General features: G+C 55.7%; 15 protein-coding genes. 6 read left to right on the plus strand and 9 right to left on the minus strand.

Translation table 11 applies throughout. The features are described from left to right. Positions 1 to 29: 29 nt before the first annotated feature. From BEQ56_09625 to BEQ56_09660, 8 genes are all read right to left on the minus strand, one after another. Entirely contained in the window at positions 30 to 1,241 is a 1,212-nt protein-coding gene (locus tag BEQ56_09625; protein AOH43710.1) for a hypothetical protein, read from the minus strand. Between the two features lie 49 nt (positions 1,242 to 1,290). After that, entirely contained in the window at positions 1,291 to 2,352 is a 1,062-nt protein-coding gene (locus BEQ56_09630; protein AOH43711.1) for a hypothetical protein, read from the minus strand. A 25-nt stretch (positions 2,353 to 2,377) separates the two neighbouring features. Further along, positions 2,378 to 3,196, minus strand: coding sequence for a hypothetical protein (locus BEQ56_09635; protein AOH43712.1), 819 nt, complete (start codon positions 3,194 to 3,196; stop codon positions 2,378 to 2,380). 207 nt (positions 3,197 to 3,403) lie between these two features. Beyond that, complete coding sequence (locus BEQ56_09640; protein AOH43713.1) at positions 3,404 to 4,666, minus strand: hypothetical protein; 1,263 nt, start codon at positions 4,664 to 4,666, stop codon at positions 3,404 to 3,406. Positions 4,667 to 4,683: 17 nt separating this feature from the next. Beyond that, positions 4,684 to 5,421 carry a hypothetical protein gene (locus tag BEQ56_09645; GenBank protein AOH43714.1) on the minus strand — a complete coding sequence of 246 codons (738 nt, stop codon included), beginning with the start codon at positions 5,419 to 5,421 and terminating at the stop codon, positions 4,684 to 4,686. 55 nt (positions 5,422 to 5,476) lie between these two features. Further along, a complete protein-coding gene (locus BEQ56_09650; protein ID AOH43715.1) occupies positions 5,477 to 6,004 on the minus strand; it encodes a hypothetical protein in 528 nt (175 codons plus the stop codon). 121 nt (positions 6,005 to 6,125) lie between these two features. Continuing rightward, entirely contained in the window at positions 6,126 to 6,902 is a 777-nt protein-coding gene (locus BEQ56_09655) for a hypothetical protein (protein AOH43716.1), read from the minus strand. A 132-nt stretch (positions 6,903 to 7,034) separates the two neighbouring features. Next, on the minus strand, positions 7,035 to 12,977 hold the full coding sequence (locus tag BEQ56_09660) for a hypothetical protein (protein AOH43717.1): 5,943 nt from the start codon (positions 12,975 to 12,977) through the stop codon (positions 7,035 to 7,037). Between the two features lie 220 nt (positions 12,978 to 13,197). On the opposite strand from BEQ56_09660, the gene BEQ56_09665 reads away from it, so the two are divergent. Then, positions 13,198 to 14,127 (plus strand): integrase, encoded by a 930-nt coding sequence (locus BEQ56_09665; protein ID AOH43718.1) that lies wholly within the window; start codon positions 13,198 to 13,200, stop codon positions 14,125 to 14,127. A gap of 402 nt (positions 14,128 to 14,529) precedes the next feature. Here the strand turns inward: BEQ56_09665 and BEQ56_09670 are convergent, their stop codons facing one another. Next, complete coding sequence (locus BEQ56_09670; GenBank protein ID AOH43719.1) at positions 14,530 to 15,132, minus strand: hypothetical protein; 603 nt, start codon at positions 15,130 to 15,132, stop codon at positions 14,530 to 14,532. A 349-nt stretch (positions 15,133 to 15,481) separates the two neighbouring features. On the opposite strand from BEQ56_09670, the gene BEQ56_09675 reads away from it, so the two are divergent. From BEQ56_09675 to BEQ56_09695, 5 genes are all read left to right on the plus strand, one after another. Beyond that, positions 15,482 to 18,265, plus strand: coding sequence for a hypothetical protein (locus BEQ56_09675; protein ID AOH43720.1), 2,784 nt, complete (start codon positions 15,482 to 15,484; stop codon positions 18,263 to 18,265). Positions 18,266 to 18,665: 400 nt separating this feature from the next. Beyond that, a complete protein-coding gene (locus BEQ56_09680) occupies positions 18,666 to 19,853 on the plus strand; it encodes a BMP family ABC transporter substrate-binding protein (GenBank protein AOH43721.1) in 1,188 nt (395 codons plus the stop codon). A 257-nt stretch (positions 19,854 to 20,110) separates the two neighbouring features. Further along, on the plus strand, positions 20,111 to 21,682 hold the full coding sequence (locus tag BEQ56_09685) for a heme ABC transporter ATP-binding protein (protein ID AOH43722.1): 1,572 nt from the start codon (positions 20,111 to 20,113) through the stop codon (positions 21,680 to 21,682). A 14-nt stretch (positions 21,683 to 21,696) separates the two neighbouring features. Next, entirely contained in the window at positions 21,697 to 22,863 is a 1,167-nt protein-coding gene (locus BEQ56_09690; GenBank protein AOH43723.1) for an ABC transporter permease, read from the plus strand. Further along, positions 22,863 to 23,846 carry an ABC transporter permease gene (locus BEQ56_09695; protein AOH43724.1) on the plus strand — a complete coding sequence of 328 codons (984 nt, stop codon included), beginning with the start codon at positions 22,863 to 22,865 and terminating at the stop codon, positions 23,844 to 23,846. Before BEQ56_09690 ends, BEQ56_09695 begins: the two co-directional genes overlap by 1 nt.

Genomic DNA, 23,846 nt, shown 5'->3' on the forward strand with positions numbered 1-23,846 from the left:
AACGACCCGCCCTTACGATAAGCTGATCCTCAATGGCGGCTGATCAGATAAAGCGCCAGACAGCCGCACAGCATCGCCAGAACCAGCAGCGCCGCAGCAGCCAGAATCCAGATCATCGGCTTATTATCGGAGTCCCCAGGCCTTTTTTCGAGAAACGACGGGCTCGCTTCGTCCGTCCGGTCGGGAATTGCGTACGAAATTCGCTCAAGATTAGGCGTATATTTCGGGATCGACGATTCAGCGCGACTGGCTTCGGGAACCGAAGCGTTTCCGGCGTCCGCTCGCCCGGTTTCTTTCGTCGAAAGACGAACGATATCGAGCGTTCCGCGTTCAGAAGCGGCGGCGTCAAACGGCCCAGCCGCGCCATAAACAACCGTCGGATCGAAGCGTTCAGGATCGATCGTTCCGTCCCAGGGACCGTGTTTCTCCTGCTTCATCGTAGTTACGATTCCGGCGATCCGCGCCGCCTCAGCCGGCGAATGGGTCAGCCGCGCGCCGACGTATGACGTGATGCAGGTGTCGCCGCGGCCGGTTCTTCCGTCCAGCGAGCGCGGGGTAAACGGACCGCGATAGAATTGCCCGTCGGCGTAAACGAGGACGCCGTCCGACTGCGTCAGGATAATTTCTTTGGGCCCATATCCGGCGAGAATACGTGCAGCCTCTTCGAGGTCGGTCTGTCCGGTAAGATGCTCCGCTTCAGCGCGGTCGACCTTAAGATACGTGACATGTTTTAAGCCTTCGACCATGTCGGGCCACGGACGGAAATTCAGGTCTTTTCCTTCGGGAACGCGGACGAATCCCTGAACGTCGAGCGCGATCGGCGCGCGTTTCGCCAGCTCAATCAGCGTCGGAAGCGTGATTTCGCCCGCGATGATCGGCGTGATCATGATAACTTTCGCCGATAAATCTTCCGGAATCGATTCGAGCGGAATTTCGCCGGCGAACCCGTTCAGCTTGCAGATACGCCGTTCCATGTCCGCGGACTGATAAATATTGACGCAGCCGGAGGATTCATCCGCAGCCTGCGCCGTGATATCGATCCCCAGATCGAGGAGCTCGTCTAAATAATGAAAATCCTCTTCAGCCCCGCGCGTGAAGACGCCGACGGATAAGCCCAGGCGGCGAAGGACGGCGCTTCCATAGTAGACCGCCCCGCCGGGACTTTCGCGCTCGTTATCGTCAACGATCAGGATATCCTTGGCGAAATGCCCAAACATGAGTACGTCATAGAATTTTTTCATGATCACCTTTTCTGTATAATGCGTTTCTGTATTGACACGTGCCGACGGCCTATCCGCCGGAGCTTCCGGGATCCGGTTCCGACGGTTCCGCTGGCGTTGGTTCCGGCGGATCCGTTGGCATTGGTTCCGACGGTTCCGTTGGCGTTGGTTCCGGCGGATCCGTTGGCATTGGTTCCGGCGTATCTATTGGCGTTGGTTCCAGCGTATTCGTTGGCGGCACCGTGGTTGGTGTCGCAGGAACCGGCGTCGGGGTCGCCGCGATCGTCGACGTCGCGGTCGGGTTCAGGACGCCCATCACGTAACAGTTCAGCCGCTGCGGGAACGACACCTGACAAAACGTATCGCAGCCCTGACCCTGCTGAATTGAACGGGCAGGATCGCTGCACATATATTCGAAATGCCCCATCGGAGTGCCGGTCCGCGTCACCGTAATCGTCGGCGTCAGCGTCCCGATCTGCGGAATGGTTCCTGAATCGCCCGCGACGATCGTCAGGCTCAGCGGCAGGATCACCGCGTTCCAGGGATCGATGAAGTTGAAATTCTGCGTATAGGTCCCTTTATCCTTCGGCGCGGTCATGTAGAACGTCGCCGTCCCGGTCTGCCCGTTACCAACGTTTCCATTAAGCGGCGCGGCGTCCGTCGCCGACATTTTCGTTCCGCCGACATGCACGACCTTATAATTCGGCGTCCAGACGGTCGTCCCGGTATTTTTCAGCGTAAACGTCAATTGGAAAGCCTGACTGACACGCGCGGTCTGCTGATTGTTCGGGACCATAGAGATCAGCTCAGCCCTGTTCCCCGACCCGCCAGCCGCAGGCGCTACCGCCGCGACCGTCGCCGCAGCGGTAGCGGTCGGAGCCGGGTAACGAAGCTGCGTTGGGAGAACGCGGACGGTCGCGGTAAACTCCGCCGTGGGAGGAAGCTCGGTAAACGTTTCGGTGGGCGGGATCGAAAGCGCCGTCGACGTTTGATTCAGCATGTCAACAAACGCGGTTTCGGATTCGCGGACGCTCACGCCGTCCGGCGTATTCGCGCACCCGGCCAGATTCAGAATCGTTACGAACGCGACCAGACAGACAATCCATCGGGTTTTATGAGTTGGTATGATCATAAGTGAGTCTCTTTCTCCATTCATATTAAGGCAGGATTTGAACGCCGTAGGAATAACAGTTTTTATTCCGCAGCGACATCGTGTACGCGTTATTACGGCAGTATTCGTCGCAGCCCGATCGCTGAATATTCGAACGGTCGGGATCCGAGCACATCCATTCAAGCGTATTCGGCGTCGAGGTTGCGCTGCTTCCCGGTTCTGTCGTAATAAACGTCTTGTCTCCAACAATAGCGTTGTAATAGATATAGAAGAAGGCGACGCCGTCGGGACGCGAGAACTTCCATTCCGACTTATGCGTCCCGTATTCGTTCGGCGCAGTCGCGGGAATACTCAGCGTCATAACCCCGCCCGGAGCGGTCACCGTATCGATCGCGACGCTGCTCTGGTTGGCCAGCTGGATACCGCTGCTATAAGAAAGCGAATATTTCCCAGACCAGGTTGCGGTCCCGATATTTTTCAGCGAAATCGTCCAGGTAAAATGCTGTCCCGGAAGAAACTGGTTCGGACTGGGCCCGATCGCGACAACTTCGGCTTTATACGGATTCTCAACCGGATCGGACTGGGCTGGCGGCGCGGCCGCCGCTTCCGTCGGGGGAAGAACGATCGACAGCGTCGGCAAAACCATCGGCGCTTCGGTCGGCGCCAGTGTCTCGGTCGGCAGCGGCGTCATCGTCGGTTCCGGCGTCGGAGAGAAAGCCGCGGACGTCTGCGTCAGCTGCGCTGCGATCGTTATGGCGGCTTCGGTATAGATGAGCTGATTGTTCGGCCGATGGGTACATCCGCCAATCAGAAACAGCGGCACGACGGCGATCAACAGCATAAATCCGAAAGAATAGCGTCTCATAGTCCCTCCGTAAATATTTCCGGTTGATTAATTATAGTCTATCATGAGAGGTTAGATTTCTATCTCCTATAAGAGTCAGACGCATTCCGAAACGAAAAAGTTCCGGCGACTGACGGGTATAACGTAAGATATCGGCCGCCCGCTGCGACCATGCAGCCAGATCAAAACCAACTCCGGAGATCGCGTTCGCAAAACCGCGAACGGTTTCTATCTCGGCGGAATATCCGTCAGACGCGGATTCATGAAAATAATCAAATCGTCCGAAGTCACGCCGCCGTTCGCCTGCACTTCGAAAATAATCGTCAGATCCTGATCATGATAACCGAAATCGCTCAGATTCGTATTCCATTCCGACGTCAGCCCATCGTTCGTTTCATGCGTCTCCGCGACAAACTGCTCCGTTCCGCCGTTCGGAGCGATCAGGAGACGGACAAACGCGTCGCAGTGCGGCGAGTTGGGCGGGCAGGAAACGGCAGAGCGCAGCCACGTTCCGCGCGTCACGCGAACCGGACCGAACGAAACCCGCGTCGTTCCGTTTTCGGCCGCCGGCGGCGCGATCAGGATCGACGGTCCTCCCGCGTAATTACTCTCCATCGTTGGCGAGGCGTTGTAATAAGCCGCTCCGCGCCCAGAACTCCGATCGCTGCTGCCGCAGAAGAACAACCCGATATCATCCCGGCAGATCGCCCCGCTCAGATTCTCGTAGAAATTATATTGACTTCCGACCTGAAAAACCGACGTCAGGTAAACGTTCCCGGCGCTTCCCGAACCGTAAATCTTCCCTCCCGGATTTTTCAGCCCCCAGGTCGTCGAATACTTGCCCTTGGTTTCCGGCGCGGTTAACGGAACGGAAATCGGCGTGGATTCGCCGGGACGAAGGAGCTTGTCCTCCGTGAAAAGCGGGAATTCTTTCGCCGCCGCGACCTCGCTCCCGCTGATATAGATAATTTTGTATTGCCTCGTCATGTCGCAGGTCCCGCTGTTGCGAATGTACCAGGTTTTATCGAAGCGCGTATTCGGAAGCGTCATCGTTCCGTCCGGGAACGTCACATCCGATAAAAACTCAAACCGATCCACGCACTCCCCGGAAACGGCCGTTGCGCCCGAAATGCCGCCGGACCCAACCGTTGGGATCGGCTGGCTTGCGGACAGGCCAGCGCTGAGCGAGAGCGTCGGCGTCGCGATCCAATACGGCGCGGTCGGCTCAAGTATCCCGGATATCGCGTCGTCCCCTGCGGAGGACGGTCCTCCCGCCGAAGACAGATCTGATCGCAGCTGATCCAGCTGTATGATGAACTCTCCAGCGATCTGCGTTAAAAGAATGTCCCGGTCCGCCGCAGCCTTCGTTTCGAGTTGCGTTTCTTTTTCGAGAACCGCCGCGTCGACCGTTGCCTGCATATCCCGCTCCGTCGGCGGATTCGCAATACATCCGCAGACCGCCGCCGAAACCGCCGTCGCCATCAGAACCAACCATCGTGCCTGTCGATTCATTCCACCTCCACTTTCACCCAGAGCGCCTTGCTGCTGTCCGTTCCAGTTCCGAAACGCCGCCCGGTGCTGTCTTCTAATTTCCAATATCCCGCGTACTCGCCGCGCTTTTCCGGCGCGGTCATGTACACAGATAATTCAATCGTCTCGCCCGGCGGAACGACCGTTCCTGAAGGAAGATTCGTCCGCTCCGCCGCCGCCATACTGTCGCCCATATCAAAAACGATCGCGTATCCCTCGTTCCATTCGCAAGTCCCCGTATTACGGACGCGCCAGGTTTTCGTAAACGGTTTTCCCAACCTGACAGCGGTAAAATCCGGAACCGTCACGTCCGCGACAAACGTCATCTGGTTCTCGCAATCCAACCCGGTATCGATTCCACGGCTGGCCGCCGCCTGCTTCGTGCGGATCGCGTCGGGGACGGACGTCACGTCGATTTTCATCTCATGCGTCCCCGCGTCATCCCCAGCCGTTGAGAGCGGCGTCTCCGCAGCTCGAACGCCGCCGAGCGACGCGATCGCCGTTTCAAATCGCCGGTCCAGCCCATACGCCAGCTGCGTCGACATTCGCATCGTCGCGTCGTCGACCAGCCAGTACATCGTTTCCGAAAAATCCGGCGTGGGAGCGATCGCCGGCGCGCCCGTCAGATCAGAAATGATCCTCGAACAGCCGCTCAACCCAATCGCCAGCGCCAACATGAAAACGACGCGCTGGTAAAAAAACGGTCTGCGTTTCATTTAATCCCGGAGCCCATGCGCGCCGTCAGGCCACAGATAATCATTATACCGGCACTCAATCAGCAGCTTCGCTGTAGACAATATTCGGATCCACCATACGGCAGAAATCCAGCTCGTACGTATCATAATCGCTGGAAATCATCTCGTTATCCTTCAGCGACGCAATCGGTTCAAAATCGCTGCGGCACTTAATCCGGAAACGATACCCCGGTTCAATCGCCATGATTTTCAAATCAGTCGTCTTCAAAACAACGTCGGTATCCGGCTGAATATACTTCAACGACGGGGAAATACTGTTGACATGAACCAATACAAGCCCTTTTCCGTCCTGCCACAGGCGCATATTCCCATACCCGTAGATATCGCTGTATTGACGTTCGGTCGAGACGGCGTTCGTTTCCAAATTGCTCTGAGGATTCCCCAGCATCGTGACATCCAGGTTATAAATTTTATTATCAATATTTGTTCCAAACGTCATTTGCGTACGTCCGGAGTCCGAGACGCGCGACTGGCAGCCGGTCAAAACGAAAACGCTCAGAATAAAAAGCGACGCTAAAATAAACGATATGCTTCGATTTTTCATGCAGCTTCCTTTCCATCACGGGTATACAAAGGTACATCCGTTGAGATTATATCGTATTTTTTTGAGCGCGATTTGGCCTGCGAACGGGTCGCACGACGAAAAAGGAGCGGTATTTTCTGAATCATCTTTCGTCTAAGAATCCCAGCGCCTGGTCAACGAATTCCTGTGGATGAATCAGGACAAATTCACCATGCATCATGCGCGGAATTTTTACGACCTCCAGCTGCGGAAGATATTTCTTCGTCCAATCCAGATCTCTGTACCTGGAACCCCATTCATCCGTGCCAACCCAGAACTGGATCTTCGTATCCATCTCCGGCGCTGTCTTCGGCACCTCATAGTTATTCGCGGACCAGAAAATGTTCCAGATGGTTTTGTCGCTGTAGGTCTTCAAATAAGCTTGCAGCTCCCGATACTCTTTCCCGGCGTCATGCCCCGGCATCGTAAACCGTTCCGGCGGGAACATCATCTCCATGAATTTTATCGAGGCGATACACAGCTTCATCATCAGGAAATCCCGCACGCAGATCAGTTTGCAGATCCACTTCGGATACCGATACGGCGCTGTTCCCGCGTCAATAATCGCCTTATCCACAGGCATCGCCCGCGTCGCCAGCATCCGGATCACCATGCCGCCGCCAAAGCTGAGGCCGTAAACCGCGTCCAGATGATCGATCCGACGCTCCTTCATCCACGCGATCGCCTGATCAACTGTCTTTTCCACGGAAATGAAATCGCCCGGATATTCCGGATCGTGTCCGTCCGGGATCAACAGCATCACATGGAACCGCGCCGCCAGCAGCTCCACGGAAGGACGAAAATAGATCCACGGCTCCGCGCTCCCCGGAAAGAAAAGCAGATGCCGCGGGTGCTCCTGTCCAAATTCACGAATGACCATATCGTCTTGAGACTCCTAATCTATCCCTGAACCAGGCTTTTCGCCGTCAGTCCCGAGAGACTGCGCGCCCGCATGAATCCAGTTTCTCCGCCTGAACCCGTCATCGCGCGAAAAAAGACCCATCCCATTTTCTCAGGGAACGCCGAGGAACGTCCGCCCGGAACGATCGGTCCCAAGCCATCGGCAATCCGGCGCAATCGCACCGTCGGCCTCGATTTTCAGCGCCGAATCCGCCAACGGCAGCGGCGCTTCCAGCCCCCAGCACTCAGCTTCCACCCCGTCCACACGACAGCGCATCGACATGTCCGGCTGATCACAGTAAACCGTCAGCGATTCCCAATCGGCGGTCGGATCGATCGCGAGCTCAAAACCGTCAACGGTTAACGACGTTTCGCTCATGACGATATCCGCCGTCGGAAGCGGTTCGTCCAGGAACGCCAGTTCGAACGGGACGAAGCATGCGTCGCCGGCGAACCGAAGCGTCAGCGATACCAGCGACCGAACCGTCTCCGGATCGAGCTCCGCCGCCGAAAGCCAATCGCTTTCGCACGTAATCCCATCCGTTAACACGGCTCCTCCTTCGCAGGGAAACGATAAGCGCCGTTCGCCCGCGCCCGTCTCCAGGATCGCTTCAAGAACGAATCCTTCGTCCTGCGCCCCCAGGCAGCTCCCACTCAAGTCAGCATCCGAAAGCAGCAGCGCGTCCCAAATCTGGAATGCATCGAAAAAAGTCCGATCCAGAAAAGCGCGTCCGATTTCCGCCGAAACGGGAACCCCATCTTCGGGGGGAAGGTCCGGCAAAATAATTATATACGGCGCAAGATTGTCCATTCCGTCAATCGTTTTTTCCGCGGACAACGGGTATCGCTGCTGAACGATCGGGGGACTCACGATCGCCACATCCGAATAAAGATCGCCCCCGGAGAACTCAGCGCGAAGCTGAACCGAATCGCCGGGGACCGCCTCTTCCAGAACGCAGCCCACCCAGCCCGGTTCCGCCTCCGCTTCACAATCGAACGGGACTGTTTTGTTCGCAATCGCCCGAATCGTTCCGGATAGAAGAGGTTGCCCTTCGCTCGCGATATAAATCCGCCAGCGAAGTGGTTCACCGCTGAATCGAACCGATGGAAGCGTTCCGTCCGACGTCAGCGTCACCGGCCTTCGAGCGATTTCGGCGGGAAGATGAAAAACCGCGGAAGACACGTCTTCGCCGTCCGCCGAAATAAACCGCGCGTCCCGGATCGTCATCCGAATCTCACGCTCGCCGTCCGATAACGCGCGGATACCTGTCCAGCGCACTCCGCAGCTTTTTTCCCACGTACCTTCTCCGGCCGCCGTCCACGGCATGCCGTCCAGATCGGAACAGGTCCCCTCTGCGTCAGCCGCCTGAAATCCCGGCGCATGGATCGAAACGATCTCGCTCAGGCCTTCGCTGATTCCGAGCTGCGGCGGAACTGCGCTGACGCGGAACGTAAAGAGCGCGTCGGATCCAACTGAAATCGGGTCGCCGAGTCCGGTCGCGCTGATTTCTTGCGAAAGCGCGATCGCTTCCACCGGCGGCAACGCCAGCGCCGTCACCGGCTCATCCCAACCGTCCACTGCAAAATCCGTCGGCTCCACGCCTGTTTCGACCGCGGCCCCCTGGTCCCGTCCGGATACGAATTCGGTCTGCGCTTCGAGCTGCGTCTCGGATTCGGCGATCCTGAATCGGAGTGCCCCGACCTGCTCGAACCGCAGCTGGCAAAAATCAGACCGGATACCGATCTGCTTATATTCGTTATTCTCGCAGAGATGCCCACCGAACAGCTTTCCGTCCGGCTGAAGAATTCGGACCGCTCCGCCCTCCTCGGCGCATCCTTCATTCACGATCCAGTCAAAATCCATCATCACCTTGGGCGTACACGATCCGCAAACGCCCTGATACGTATCCAGATATTCCCACCCGGTTCCATTTCCAGATTCAAGCGAAAGCGCTCCATCCGCACCGGCCAATTCAAGGTCTGTCGACCGCGCCCGCGAAAGCAGCTTCGCCCGGACCGTCAGGCGCCGATTCTCAGGGATCCGCGTGTTGGAAGTCTGGTACCCGCGCGTCGTCGGATCGTCGCAGTCGCGCCCGGCCCAAACGTTGAAATCCGCGCCCGCGGCGTTAAGCCAATAAACCTCGCCCGGCGCCAACGCGTTCCAGCCCGCCGACGGGATAATCGTCACGACATACTTCTTCAAGCCAACGTCGATCGGAAATTTAGCCTCCGCGGACGCCTGATAATTCGGATCGTCAATCCCACCTGAAAACGTCAGCCGGCTGGGCTCGGTCAGCCCCACCTGCTGGCAGTCAATCCGCCATGAACCGTCCGCGATCGCCGCGTGACAGCGGTCGCCATACCAATTCATCCGGTTCGGCTGCATACGGCGCAAATCGTTCTCAGGAACGCCTTGATCGCGAATCGCCGCCTGCCATGCTGCGTCCGGGCCAGCCGCGCCGGGGACGCCCTCGGAAACGGATATATCGATCGTCTGAAACGAAGGCGCCGGGAACGATTCGTCGAGCGGGACCGCGCAGCGGTTCAATCGATCGCGAACCAGAAACAGGTCAAAGCGGAAAGTCTGGTCCCTGTCCGGCGCGGCGATCCTGGCGTCCCACCGGACCCGATTTCCAGTCCAATCGATAACGCCCTCCGCCGGAACGAGAATCAGGTTCCCAGGCTGAATCGCGTCGACTTCCGCGCGCGTTCGGATCCGCCCCAGCGCGGAGTCAGACGCGATAAACGTTACGGTCAGCTCGTAGCGTCCGGCGAGTTTCAGCGCCGGAAGTTTCAGCCGCGCCGTGAGCCGGTTTTCCCCCGTTCCGTCCGGCAGCGCAGAGACATCGGCCGAATCGACGCACTGATCCGGTGCAATCGAGGGACAAAGTCTGGCGCTGAACGTTCCCCATGGCGCGGAGAAAAGCCCTGACAGATGCTCAACCACGGCGTCGACGTAGAGGCCCCGCCCGATCTGAAAACGTTCGTCTAAAATGAACCCCTGCGTAACTGTTTCTCCAGTCTGGATCGGACGCATCGGAACCGGCAACGAAAGGTCGACCGTCCCCTGATCGCAGCCGCCGCCATAGCCTTCCGCGAGCAGTTCCAACGCCATTTCCATTATGCGCAAACGAATCGGATGGGGAATGGATTCGGACGATTCAAAATCATTGTCGCCGCTGTAAACCGCGATTATTTCGGTCGTATTCGGGTCGCTGAGCGTCAACGCGCAGCCAGACTGCGCCGGAAGCGTCAGTTCGCAACGCTGATTCCCGGCATGCAAAGAGACCGTACCGGAAAGCGATTTTCCTCCGGACGGGGCGAGCGGACGAACGGAAACGGAAACGAAAACGGTTTCATTCAGTTCATACGCGTCCTTAGCCGGATCGATCGTCAGGATCTGCGTCTGCGTCTGAATTTTCGCCGCCGGATGGACGCTGATTTCACGGTCGGCAGACGACGGCAGGAACCGATCGTCGCCCGGAAAAGCGGCGGTCAGCCGTCCCTCTCCCACGGCAATCAGCCGCAGAGAACAATGATTCGTCGTATTCGGCTGCACGGTGCAGTCGGAAATACCGTCGCTGACCCGGATCCGACGCACGGTTGAATCGTCGAGGCCTGCCGCGTTGGTCAGCGAAATATAAACCTCGACCGTGTCGCCGACGGTGTAAGCGCTCCGATCGGGATACAGCCGGGTAATCGCCAGCGATGTCGCGATTTTCGCCGGGCCTTCCTGCGTTGCCGTCGGCATGGATCCCGCGCGCACCGTTATCGGCAGCGGCGCTGAAATTGCGGAAGAAAACGTCTCGTCCCCGCCGTACGCCGCCGTCAACTCGCCGAGCTGCGCCCGGATCAATCGCAGCGAGCAATGGTTCGTCGTATTGGGAAGAAAGGTGCATTCAGAAACGCCGTCGCTGACCCTGACCCGGTTCCGGTACGCTCCTTCGCGTCCGGCGTCGTTCGTCAGCGAGACCGTCACGTCGACCGTGTCGCCGACGAAATATTCGCTCTTTTCGGGGAAAAGCTGACGAATCGTCAGCGCGGTCCGAATCGGCAGCGCCGTCGCGCTCGGCTCGATCGGCGAGCTGATCAGCGTCATTTCCTGACGCGCGTTCAGGTATACGTCGTCGCCGCTGTACTGGACGCTGACGGTCACGCTCCCGGGATCGGGCGCGACCAATTCACATGTATTTCTCGGCAGCGTCGCCAGACAATTCCGCGCCCCGTCGCTGAAAAAAAGCGTTCCCGTCACCTCGGCAGGCTGAACTTCGGCCTGAAGACGGATTTTCTCGCCAGGGGTAAAAACCGTCTGACCTCGATACGTCGACAGCGTCAACCGAACCGGCTTCCGCTCGAACGGAAGAACGTTAAGATTAAAATCTGCGGATGTCGGATGGTAGATCCGATCGCCGCTGTAACGAATCGTGAAATCGCGTTCGCCGTCCGCGCGAAGCAATAGCTCGCAGCTCTCCCGAGGCAGCGTCATCACGCAGAACGAAACCCCGTCGCTGATCAGGATCGACCCCGTCGGCGGGGACTGATTAACAGCGACGCCTTGAAACGCGACGCCGACCAGAATCCGGTCGCCGACGGTATAAGCCGGGCGATCCGGAAAAATCGTCCGAAGACTGAGCGTCGCCGTCCGCATCCCGTCGTCATTCGCCCGGACCCGAACCGTTTCTGTTTTCGCCGCCGTCTCGCTCCCGTTTTCAACCTGCAGCATCAGCGTCGTAGTTTCCGAAATCGACAGCCTCCGCAACCCCACCGCCGGCAAATCGAACGCCAACAGCCGCTGATCCTGATCAATAATTCGAATCTGAGTATACGGACCGCTGACGGACCATGCCACGGTCGTTTCACCACTTTGATCGAGCATTGCCGGATTCGCGCTGAAAAAATCGATTTTCATCTTCGCCGAAGCCGGCGTCCGCTGGGGTGATTGCGTAGACTGAGCCCCGCTCCACGACGAGACACCGACCGTCGTTCCCATGCGAATTGGAATCGACGCGTCGATCCGGTTCCCGTCGCTGAACGCGGTCAAATTGAAATTAACCGGCTGCGTCGGGAGATAAGAAAAAGCCCCTGCATGAGGCAGAAGCCGGTCCGAAAGCGGCGAGATCGTAACTGAATCCGCGTCCCGTACGTCCCATTCGATTAATAATCGCGAACCCGCCGGCAACGCAGCATTTCGATACTCCTGAACGCGATACGCGTCCTCGATCCTCCGATCCGGAAAGAGCTCGGCGATTTTTTCAGAAGCCGTCCCATCCGGCTTCTGAAGCCAGACGATGAACTTCACAATCCGCGGGTCGCGCTTCCGATAATTCAGGCGAAGACGCTCCGATCTCTCGACCGCGCCGTCCTCCGCGGTCAACTCAATTTCCGTATCAGCGGTAAGCCGAAGCGTTTCTTCGCTCCGGAACCGCGCTGGATCGAGAGGCTGCGTTTCCGAACCGATAATCAGAAGGACGCGCGCGTCCTTCGGGGCGTCAACCTCCCATTTTAACAGATAAGTATTCGGCCCCGTCTCCTCGCTGTCGAGTCGAAGCGAAATTGGCCGCCGCGTCGCCGCGACGGTCGCGGTTGCAGGAACCGTCTTCGAAAACGAAGGGACTGCCGTTGCGGATACCAAAGCTGAAACCGGCGCGTCGTTTGGAGAACGGTGATCCCTGAGAAAAAGCGCCCAAACGCCGCCAAACAGGAGCAGGATCGCCGGAATCACCGCAATTAAAGAAAAACGCCGCCCGATAGCGGCCTTTTCAGCTTCAAGATAAAGCTGCGTATTGTCGACCTGAAGCGTATCGCCGGGACAAAGCGGTATTTCACGATGTGGAGCGAAAGGAAGCGCTTTTCCGGAACGCGTCACGCTGAGTCGATCTGAAAACGGGATCAGGGAGAATCGTCCGTCCTGATTTTTTATCTGGAAATGAAGCGGAAGAATATCCGGTCCTGCTAACGGAACGTCGCACCCCACATGGGTTCCGAATGAAGTCAGGGGCTGCGTCAGGCGGATTTCTTTCTCCCACCCATTCTCCAAACGAATACGGAGATTCATGCGTCCCTACCTTTCTATAAATCCATATGATTGTTTCCTATAAGGAATCATAGTATAGCAGGACTGCAGCGTTTTGGCAAGGGTATTCGTGGAATGAAATTTAAACTTTTGTAGGATTACCATAGATGCGTTACAAATTAGAGAAAAAGAAAAGCGAATGAAGAAATCTCGTTTATAGTTGAGTCTGCGAAAACCAAAGAAAAGGAGATACCCATTCGCTATGAAGACGATAACACAAATTCTTAGATTCAGGGAGTCCATAGTAAAGTATTGTGAAAAGCATGGAGTTAGTGAAACAGCAAGAAAATACAAGGTCAGCCGCCCAACTGTATACAGATGGATGAAACGGTATGACGGGACACAAGATTCTTTGCGGGATTTCTCTCATAAACCTAAAAGTCATCCGAATCAGCATACAGAAGAAGAGCTCAAGCTGATTCATAACATGCGAAAACGGAATCCGCATGCCGGATTAGTCGTATTCTGGGTAAAACTGCGCCAGCGAGGATATACCCGCACCATAACAGGTTTGTACCGCATCCTCTGTAAAAGTGGAAAAATGGCGATCAAGGTCAAAAATCCAAAATATATTCCTAAGACATACGAAGCGATGCAATATCCGGGACAACGCGTTCAAATTGATGTCAAGCACGTTCCTCCCGCTTGTATTGCTTCTAATTCATTCGGAAGTAAGAAATACTACCAATATACTGCTATCGATGAATATTCTCGCTTTCGTTACGTTGAAGGCTTCGATGAGCTGAGTACCTTTTCCTCTGCTGCCTTCCTGGAGAATATGCTTAAAGCCTTCAAATTCAAGGTTGAATGCGTTCAAACCGATAACGGTTCCGAATTCACAAACCGATTTACCTCGAATCGCGATCGCCCCACGCTGTTTGAGCAGCTGCTCAAACAGCGTGGTATCGTCCACAAACTCATTCGTCCCTATACCCCTCGTCATAACGGTAAGGTCGAACGTTCACACCGTAAAGATAATGAGTACTTTTACGCAACTCATCGCTTCTATTCGCTAAACGATTTTAAGAAACAACTGAAGGTTCATAACCATTGGTACAACAATTTCCCGATGCGTCCTCTCGCCTGGCTTTCACCTTCTCAGTTCCTTAAGATTCATCTTTCAAACTTGTAACGCATCATTGATAAACCAACAATTCGTGGAATGAAATTTAAACTTTGTGATTAGTTTGTGGTATTGTCTTAGAGAAGTTTTTTGGAGCCTTCTGTCGATGATCGTTTTCTTGCGCTGCACGAGGTACAAAAGAATGCTTCTTCTCCGCCTGGATTTGATTTCCCTGCTCCGCCTATGAACCATCCATGGCGCTATTCTTCTTTTTTCCAGTGCTCAGGATAAAGCCCATCGTCACTTCAGGATTTCTTAATCTACCTGGGGCTTTCTTTCTCACTGATGCCCCCCTTATTTTTAGGTCACTTCCCCTTGTTATTGACAGGATATTCGCTGAATAAAATTAAAAATCATGTAAGATTACCATAATTCGCGGGCCAATTCTGAAGGCAAGATTTCCGCCTGTCCTCAGCGGATATCGATAATCTCACGGACATGCGACGCGAGCGCCTGCTTCAGGGCATACTTCTCCACCCCGTCGACCTTCACCGTAACCAGCTGGTAGTCCTTCTGGTCCGGAGTAAAGGTACTCAGCGAGCGGACGCTCCCGTTCAGGTCCATAACCGTCAGCAGCAGATTTTTGATCACATTCGGATCGTTATCCACCGTATACGTCACGCGCACGCCGTCCGATCGCGAACTCGTCATTTCCATCACCATCCGCAGGATCGCGCTATCGTCAATCATCCCGACGACAAACCCGCCGCGAACGACCGGGAGCGACGAAATCCCATAATCGACAATAATCCGCGCAGCCTCTTCGATCGGCGTATTCTCCGTTACCGTCAGTACATCCCGCTCCATGACCTCTTCAACGACCGAATCGTCGACAACCGCCGAATTTTCTGAATGCCGCTCGACAAACTGCTCAAGGTCTTCATCCGTCGTAATTCCCAGGAGCCGGCCCTGACGATCAACGACGGGTAAAGTTCGGATCGCTTCCGCCCCGATCAGGTCGATCGCAGTCCGGATGGACGCGCGCGCGTTGACGGTAATCGCAGGATGAACCATTCTCATACAAACCAGCATTTTCCCCCTCAGCGTTACATTCAAAATTCGGTCTATTGAACCTTTGAAATGTAAAAGCTCCCGTAACCATAGTGCATTTAATCATGAAGCCACATGACAAATATCATTCTAACACAAGCTCATTTCACAATTTATCGGTTATGACAGAAAAATATGTAACAAATTTACCTATTTGAGCATAAACTGCTTTCGGCACATCGAACCGCAGGGAAAAATGAAACGCCGACCGACGGGACATGTATAATAAAACGAAATCCACGGATTCAGGCGAACTCAGACTTCGGCTCAATCCGACGGCAGCGCAGCGGAAAGCAGGATAACGCGAACGGACATGATCGCGATTGATATTGAAACGACGGGATTAAACCCGAAAGAAGATAAGATTACCGAAATCGCGGGCGTCCGATTCGAAGGGAACGTCGTTCTCGACGAATTCCAATCGCTCGTAAACCCCAACCGTCCCATTCCTCAAAACGTTATTCACCTGACGCATATTACCAACGACATGGTCCGCGGCGCACCGCAGGTCCTCGAAGTCATTGAGAAATTCGGCGCATTCGTCGGCCGCGAACCGGTCGTCGGTCATAACATTGCTTTCGACCTCTCTTTCCTGCGGCAGGGCGGAATCCTGCGCGGCAATCCCGCTTACGATACCTACGCGCTGGCGTCCGTCCTGATTCCCGACGCCCCAAGATATAACTTAGCCGCTCTGGCCCAGCAGCTCGAAATTCCCGTTTCCACAGCCCATCGCGCACTGGCGGACTGCCAGACGACATTTCGCGTCTTCAATAAGCTTATTGAAAGAGCGTACGACCTCCCGCTGACGCTGCTGATGGTCCTGATACGTCTCGGCGATCGGATCGGATGGAACGAAGCCACGCTCCTGAACCAGGTCGCGGCGGCGCGGATCAAAGCCGGGGAAAAGACCGGAAAAAGATACGTAATCCCCTTCCCCTCGTTCGATGACACGTTTTCAAGCGACATCCCGATTCTCGAGCCGAACGAAATCACGCTGCCGCTCGACGTCAACGAAGCCGCTTCGCTGATCGAATCCGGCGGCGCGCTGAACCGCGGCATCGACCATTTTGAAACCCGTCCGCAGCAGATCGAGATGCTCCATGCCGTCGCCAACGGCTTCACCAGGGGCCATCACCAACTGATCGAGGCCGGAACCGGAACGGGAAAATCGTTCGCGTACCTGATCCCGGCGGCAAAATGGGCCCTCCTGAACGGCGAACGCGTCGTCATTTCGACCAACACGATCAATCTCCAGGATCAGCTGATCCAAAAAGATATCCCTGCGCTGAAACGCATGCTCGACGAAGAAATCCGCGCCGTCGTTCTTAAAGGGAAAATCAATTTTCTCTGCCCGCGGAATGTATTACGGCTGCAAACGCGCGGAGCCGACGCTCCGGATGAATTCCGCGTCCTGGCGAAAATCCTCGTCTGGCTGAGCCAGGGCGGAACCGGCGACCGCGGCGGAATTACGCTGATCGGGCCCTGCGAACGCGATATCTGGCGGAAGCTCAGCGCCGAAACCGAAGGCTGCCGGCCGAAAGCCTGCCCATTTTTCCGGGATCACCGCTGCGCCTATTTCGCGCGACAGGCCGAAGCGCTCCGGGCTCACCTGATCGTCGTGAATCATTCGCTCCTGCTCTCGGACATGGCGATCGGCAACCGCATCCTTCCCGACTATCGCTACCTGATCATCGACGAAGGTCATCATCTCGAAAACGCCGCGACGAACGCGTTTTCAAAACGCCTCACGAAATTTGACCTCCTCCGACTTGAAAACGAAATCGGCGGTCCAAACAGCGGCGCGCTCGGACGGCTTCTCATCGCGCTCGTCAACCGGACGACCCCGGACCAGTCCGCCGACTTCGCCGAAAAGGTTCAAACCGCGTCCGAAACCGCCGCCAAACTGAAGCTTCGAATCCAAACGCTCTTCGACGTATTCGACGAATATCTCCGAAACGAACGGGATGGCGCGGAGCTTACCGTATACGGTCAGCAGCAACGCCTGACCCCCGCCTCGCGGACAGCGTCGAACTGGACCAACGTCGAAATCGTCTGGGACGAAACCGAATCCGTTTTCCGCGAATGGCTTTCCGAACTAAAAAAAATCCATCAGGCGCTCGAAGACCTCGGCGAAACGGACGACGACCTCGCCGAAATCTCCGATATCCTGAACGAATTAACCCGGAATATTGACGAAGCGAAATCGCTGCTCGAAGAACTGATCATGAAACCGAAGCCGGATTATATTTACTGGCTCGAAATTACGGCGGTCCAGAATTACCTCTCGCTCAACGCCGCCCCGCTTCAGGTCGGGGACATGATCGACCGCTTTTTTTGGATGGAAAAAGAATGCGTTATCCTGACCTCCGCGACGCTGACCGCGGATAACAGCTTCGATTACATCCGCGACCGCCTCGGCGCGCGCGAAGCGGAAGAACTCGTCGTCGGCTCGCCGTTTGACTACGAAAAATCCGTCCTGCTGTACCTGCCGACCGATATCCCTGAACCCAACCAGGGCGCGGCGCAGCACATGGTCGAAACCAGTATCACCCGCCTCGCGCAGGCGACGCACGGACGCATGCTCGTCCTGTTTACGTCCTATGCGCAATTAAAACGGACGTCAAGCGCGCTGACCGCCGCGCTGAAAACTGAGGGCTTTTCAATCTTCGAACAGGGCGAAGGCGCGTCGCCGACCGCGCTCCTCGAAACCTTCCGGAAGTCCGAAAAAGCGATCCTGCTCGGAACCCGCTCGTTCTGGGAAGGCGTCGATATCCAGGGAGAAAAATTATCCTGCGTCGTTATCGTCAAGCTTCCTTTCGACGTTCCTTCCGATCCGATTATCGCCGCTCGATCCGAAATCTTCGATAACCCCTTCGCGCAATACAGCTTACCGGAAGCGATCCTGAAATTCCGTCAGGGATTCGGCCGGTTGATCCGCGCGTCGGGCGACCGCGGGATCGTCGCCGTTCTCGATTCCCGCCTGCTGACGAAACGCTATGGGCAGGATTTCATCAACTCAATTCCCAGATGCACCGAAAAACGCGGCTCGATCCGCGACCTCGCGCGCGAATCCGCCGCCTGGCTCCAAAAGAAATAATCAGCTCACAATCAACGAGCGCGAAACGTTCATCGCGAAAAATCCCGCGAACATTTAGTCAATCACAGGATTTTTCGAGGAACGGATTGAAGATCGGGAACTGCTCATTTAATGAGTAATAATTGTCTATACTGAATCCTCCTCATCAGAGCGGCTGATGTCTGACAACTATGTGACTAATTGCACTTTTCCCAAAATCGGGACCTGAAAACTCTGATGTTATCAGACAATTACGCTTATAATTTTCATATTGAATCAAACGGGCCGGTCATTCCCCGGAACGGAGGAGGTTTGATTAGTCTTCGTTTTTTATCCCCCTGAAGGAGTAATATTCATATGTTGACACTTCGGCTCCGGCCGGATGCATAATCAATCCCAATCTGGAAGTAAGGAGTAAATTATGGTACGTAAGTTTTCAGTTTTGTTGGTCTTTGTTGCGCTTCTTGTCGCTATCGTTCCCGCTTTCGCTCAGGGTGGCGTTCAGATCCCGGAGGTCGTTGAAGGGAAAACGAACGTCGCGGTCGTCCTGATCGGCCCGATCAACGATGGCGGTTGGTCGCAGGCCCATTACGACGGCGCCGTTTACATGAAAGAAAACCTTGAAAACGCCAACGTTGTCTACCTTGAAAACGTTGAAGAAGGAACCAACAGCGAGCAAGTCTTCCGTTCGCTGGCGCAGAAAGGTTTCGACGTTATTTTCGGCACCTCGTTCGGTTTCATGGATCCAATGGAAGCCGTAGCGGAAGAATTCGAAGACACGTATTTCATTCACGTCTCCGGCTATAAATCCAACGGAACCAACTTCGGCAACCTTATGGGCGCCATGGAACACATGAAATACCTCTCCGGCTACCTCTCCGGTCAGCGCGCGGCGATGGACGGTGAAACTGTCCTCGGTTACATGTACACGTTCCCGATTCCGGAAGAACTCCGCCTGGGCAACGCCTTCATGCTCGGCGCGAAGAAAACCTGCCCGGAATGTACGATGATCGTCACTCCGATCAACAGCTGGCACGATCCGATCGCCGAAAAGGAAGCCGCGAAGGCGCTCTTCGATAAAGGCGCGTACGTCGTCTTCACCGGCGCCGATACGCCCGCTCCGGCCGACATGGCTAAAGACTACACGGACGGCAACGGCAAATGGGGGATCCCATACGACTGGTCCGGCTCCTGCGTCTCCGAACGCTGCTTAACGCTGCCCTATTGGAACTGGGGCCCGATCTACGCTTCGATCGTCGAAGGGATCGTCGAAGGAACCTACGTTCCGGGACGCCATTATTTTGACGGCGACGCCAGAGGCTTAGGCCTCGTCGGTTTCATGGAAGGCGAGGAACTTCCGAAGGGCCTTCAGGACATGCCGGAAGAAGCGCTCGAATACGTCCGCAATTACATCGCCGATCTCGAAGCCGGAAAGATCGACCGCTTCGATCTCTTCGCCGGTCCGATCGTTGACAACAAAGGCAACACCGTCATCGCCGAAGGCGAAAAGATGGAAGACTCCGACCTCGATACCTTCGATTGCAGCGAAATGGGCTGCAAATATGGTATGCACTGGTGGGCTGACGGAATTCAGGCCGAACTCCCGTAAAGACCCGAGATCAGGTTAAACCGAACCGGCGGGCCGGCCGAATAAGCCGGCCCGCCGTCCGGGAAAGGACTCATTGCGAGAAGGGCCCGGCGCGCTTCTCAGGCAGAGACAAGGTTTATTATAGATTTCCATCAACTTTCACCAGAAACTTGATTTCATGCTGCGCCGCGCCGCTTTGAAAGTTGATTCGAATCACCAATAAACGTAGCAATAAAAAGCAGGACCTTTACATATTCTTTTGTACTGGGAGTAAATCTATGGAGAATGAACGTCCTTATGTCGTTGAAATGAAGGGCATCCGGAAAGAATTCCCCGGCATGGTCGCGAACGACAACGTCAATTTTTCGCTTCGACAAGGCGAAATCCATACGCTGTTAGGGGAAAATGGCGCAGGGAAAAGCACGTTGATGAACATCCTCGCTGGATTGTATCAGCCAGAAGCCGGCTCGATTAAAATCCATGGCAAGCCGGTCCTCCTGAAATCGCCGAAGCTGGCGATGCAGGAAGGGATCGGCATGATCCACCAGCATTTCATGCTCGTTCGGACGCAGACCGTAACCGAGAACATCCTTCTTGGGCTGGACGATCCGAAATTCGTCATGAATATTCATAAATACGAAAAACAGGTTCGCGCGCTGGGAAAAGAAAACAACCTCGAAGTCGATCCCGCCGCATTCATCTGGCAGCTGACCGTCGGGGAACAGCAGCGCGTCGAAATCCTGAAGATGCTCTATCGCGGCTGCGATATCCTGATCATGGACGAACCGACGGCCGTTCTCGCGCCACAGGAAATCGAAGTCCTGTTTAATACGCTGCGGACGATGACCGCGAACGGGAAATCGATTATTTTTATCAGCCACAAGCTGAACGAAATTCTCGAAATTGCCGACCGCGTAACCGTCCTGCGGCATGGAAAAATCACGGCGGAAGACGTCTCGACCAGAGATATCACGCGCGAAGATCTGGCGTCGCTGATGGTCGGGAGGAAGGTTATCTTCTCGTTCGATAAAAACCCATGTCGCTGCGGCGGTCCGGTCCTTGATATCCGTAATATCTCTGCGCTGAACGACAAGGGACTCCCGGCGCTCCGCAACGTATCGCTGCACGTTTGCAGCGGAGAAATCGTCGGAATTGCCGGCGTCGCCGGCAACGGCCAGACAATCCTGGCGGAGTGCGCCGCCGGAATGCGTCCCACGACCGAAGGAACGATCCATACCGACCGGCTGGATATCGGGAAAGCTACGATCAAGCAGACCATTCAGGACGGGATCGCTTATATTCCGGAAGACCGTCATCACGTCGCAACCGCCGGGAACATGAGCGTCGCCAACAACGTCATCATGAAAAGCTACGATCGAAAACCGATTTCGACCGGCTGGAAGCTTAACCAGCCTGCGGTCCGGACCTACGCCGAACGGCTTAAGGACGATTACCAGATCTCGATCCCGACGATCGATAAGCCGATGCGGCTCCTCTCCGGAGGGAATATTCAGCGCGCAATCCTCGCCCGCGAGCTGGATAACATGAAACAGCTCCTCATCGCCGTTCAGCCAACCCGAGGGCTCGACGTCGGCGCGATCGAAGGGATCCAGCGCATGATCCTCGCCCAGCGCGACGCCGGCGCAGGCGTACTCCTGATATCCGAAGAGCTCGAAGAACTGGTCACACTGAGCGACCGGATCTACGTTATGTTTGAAGGTCAGATCATGGGCGAAATTCTCGACGGCGACATCCGGAAAATCGGTCTGATGATGACCGGGACTCGTCTCGAAGATATTCCTGATGAAGACCCTGCCGCCGTTTCTCAGGCCGAAACTCCCGAAAAATAAGGATATAACGGAATATGACTAACAAATCAACCTTTTCAAACCGCTTCAGGTTTCCGTACCATATCAATATCGAGGAGAGGACGGACGAATCGCCGAAATGGCTTTCGCCGATCCTGACCCTTATTTCCGTGATCGCCGCGCTGATTTTCTCGGGGATCCTGATCGCGTCGGTCGGCGGCGATCCGCTGTACACGTATTCACGCATGTGGAACGCGGCATTCGGGTCCTGGTTCGCGCTTTCCGACTCGTTTACGAAAGCGATTCCGCTGATTCTCTGCGGGACGGCCTGCGCGCTGGCGTTTCAGATGAAAATCTGGAATATCGGCGCGGAAGGGCAGTTCTTCCTTGGGGCGTTCGGCGCCAGCCTCGTCGTCCTCGCCCCGATCGTCCCCGAAGGCTCTCCATCCTGGGTTTATATTCCGGTCATGATGCTTTCCGGGATGGTCTTCGGCGCGCTCTGGGGCGTCATTCCCGGCCTGCTGAAAGCCAGATTAAACGTCAACGAGATCATCTCAACTTTGATGCTGAACTATATCGCGATCGCCTGGAACAACTTCTTCCTGTTCGGGATGTGGTCCGATAAGGGGTTCCAGATGTCGAAAAAGTTTCCGAAGGAAGCGCTCCTGACGCGGCTCTCGGACATCGCGAAAACCTACGATATTAAAGCGCTGCGCGGCATGACGCTGCACCTGGGGCTCTTTTTCGCGATCTTCATGGCGATCATGATTTACATCATGATTTACAAAAGCAAATGGGGCTATGAGATTAAGCTCCTCGGCGAAAGCCGCGAAGTCGCGCGCTACGCCGGGATCAATATTTCCCGCAATATCGTGCTGATCATGGTCGTTTCCGGCGCAATCGCCGGTCTCGCCGGCGCGACCGAAATCTCCGGCGTTGTTAAGCGTTTCCAGGGCTCAATCTCCGATGGCTACGGCTACACCGGGATTATTATTGCCTGGCTGGCGAAGCTGAACCCGCTGCTGACGATCCCCGTATCGCTCTTTTTCGGCGGATTGATTATCGCCGGACGCGAAATCCAGCCTTCCGGAATACCGACGATGATTCAGGGGATTATCCTCGTCTGCCTGATTGCGTTCGATTTCTTCCTGAACTATCGAATCCGGATCACGTCCGTCAGTTCCAGCCAATCTATGATAGAAGAACAAAAGGAGACAGCCTGATGCAGCTCTTTCAACTCTTAGCCGCCGCTCTTTCCGGCGGGACCGTCCTGTTATTCGGAATGCTCGGCGGAATTTTCACCGAAACCTCCGGCGTCATGAACCTGGCGATCGAAGGATACATGCTTCTTGGCGCGACGATCAGCTACTCCGTCTCCGCTTCGACCGGGAATCCCTGGATCGGCCTGCTGATGGGCGCGGTTTCCGCCGCGATTCTGGGAATCCTGCATGCGATCATCTGCGTCACGCTGAAAGCCGATCAAGTCGTCAGCGGTCTCGCGACCAATTTTGTCGGAACCGGCGTCAGCCTCGTTCTCGGCGCGAACCTGTCGAGTCTGGTCGGAAAAGTTCCGCTCCTCCCCGGTATCGAATTCCCGGGCCTGCTGAATTACGGTTGGTTCGGCGAAGGCTTGTATCACCTGACCAAACAGAACGTCATGGTCTACATCGGGATCCTGATTATCCCTATCGCGCAATGGTACCTGAAGAAGACGCGGCCGGGGATGCACCTGCGCGCAATCGGTGAAAACCCGGAAGCGGCCGACGCGATGGGCGTTAATGTCAACGGACTGCGCTACGTGTACGCGATTTTCGGCGCGGCGCTCGCCGGAATCGGCGGCGCGGCGATCTCGATCGCGATCTACTCCGGCTGGTTCTCCGAACTGACGGTCAACGGGCGCGGATGGATCTGCGTCGGGCTGGTCATCTTCGCGCAGTGGGACCCGGTTCGCGGAGCGCTCGGCGCGTACTTTTTCGGAATCCTGTCGCGCCTCGTTCTCGACTTGAAAATTCCCTCGAAGCTTTTCGGCGGCTTAGTTGCCAACCCCTTCTTCCTTCATCCGAACTACACGTTCTTTTTGGAGATGCTCCCGTATATCTTTACGCTGGTCGTAATGATTATTGGCGCCAACAGCGCCAGGAAAAAACATATCGGTACCCCCTCCGCCCTCGGAAGACCTTACTCCCGCGGAGAGAAAGGAAAATAA

It is taken from the genome of Anaerolineaceae bacterium oral taxon 439, from assembly GCA_001717545.1.
Classification (GTDB): domain Bacteria; phylum Chloroflexota; class Anaerolineae; order Anaerolineales; family Anaerolineaceae; genus Flexilinea.

Bases quoted from the DNA above. Each gene is read 5' to 3' on its own strand.
- BEQ56_09625 (AOH43710.1), bottom strand. From the start codon at position 1,241: ATGAAAAAATTCTATGACGTACTCATGTTTGGGCATTTCGCCAAGGAT.
- BEQ56_09630 (AOH43711.1), bottom strand. From the start codon at position 2,352: ATGATCATACCAACTCATAAAACCCGATGGATTGTCTGTCTGGTCGCG.
- BEQ56_09635 (AOH43712.1), bottom strand. From the start codon at position 3,196: ATGAGACGCTATTCTTTCGGATTTATGCTGTTGATCGCCGTCGTGCCG.
- BEQ56_09645 (AOH43714.1), bottom strand. From the start codon at position 5,421: ATGAAACGCAGACCGTTTTTTTACCAGCGCGTCGTTTTCATGTTGGCG.
- BEQ56_09650 (AOH43715.1), bottom strand. From the start codon at position 6,004: ATGAAAAATCGAAGCATATCGTTTATTTTAGCGTCGCTTTTTATTCTG.
- BEQ56_09655 (AOH43716.1), bottom strand. From the start codon at position 6,902: ATGGTCATTCGTGAATTTGGACAGGAGCACCCGCGGCATCTGCTTTTC.
- BEQ56_09660 (AOH43717.1), bottom strand. From the start codon at position 12,977: ATGAATCTCCGTATTCGTTTGGAGAATGGGTGGGAGAAAGAAATCCGC.
- BEQ56_09665 (AOH43718.1), top strand. From the start codon at position 13,198: ATGAAGACGATAACACAAATTCTTAGATTCAGGGAGTCCATAGTAAAG.
- BEQ56_09670 (AOH43719.1), bottom strand. From the start codon at position 15,132: ATGGTTCATCCTGCGATTACCGTCAACGCGCGCGCGTCCATCCGGACT.
- BEQ56_09675 (AOH43720.1), top strand. From the start codon at position 15,482: ATGATCGCGATTGATATTGAAACGACGGGATTAAACCCGAAAGAAGAT.
- BEQ56_09680 (AOH43721.1), top strand. From the start codon at position 18,666: ATGGTACGTAAGTTTTCAGTTTTGTTGGTCTTTGTTGCGCTTCTTGTC.
- BEQ56_09685 (AOH43722.1), top strand. From the start codon at position 20,111: ATGGAGAATGAACGTCCTTATGTCGTTGAAATGAAGGGCATCCGGAAA.
- BEQ56_09690 (AOH43723.1), top strand. From the start codon at position 21,697: ATGACTAACAAATCAACCTTTTCAAACCGCTTCAGGTTTCCGTACCAT.
- BEQ56_09695 (AOH43724.1), top strand. From the start codon at position 22,863: ATGCAGCTCTTTCAACTCTTAGCCGCCGCTCTTTCCGGCGGGACCGTC.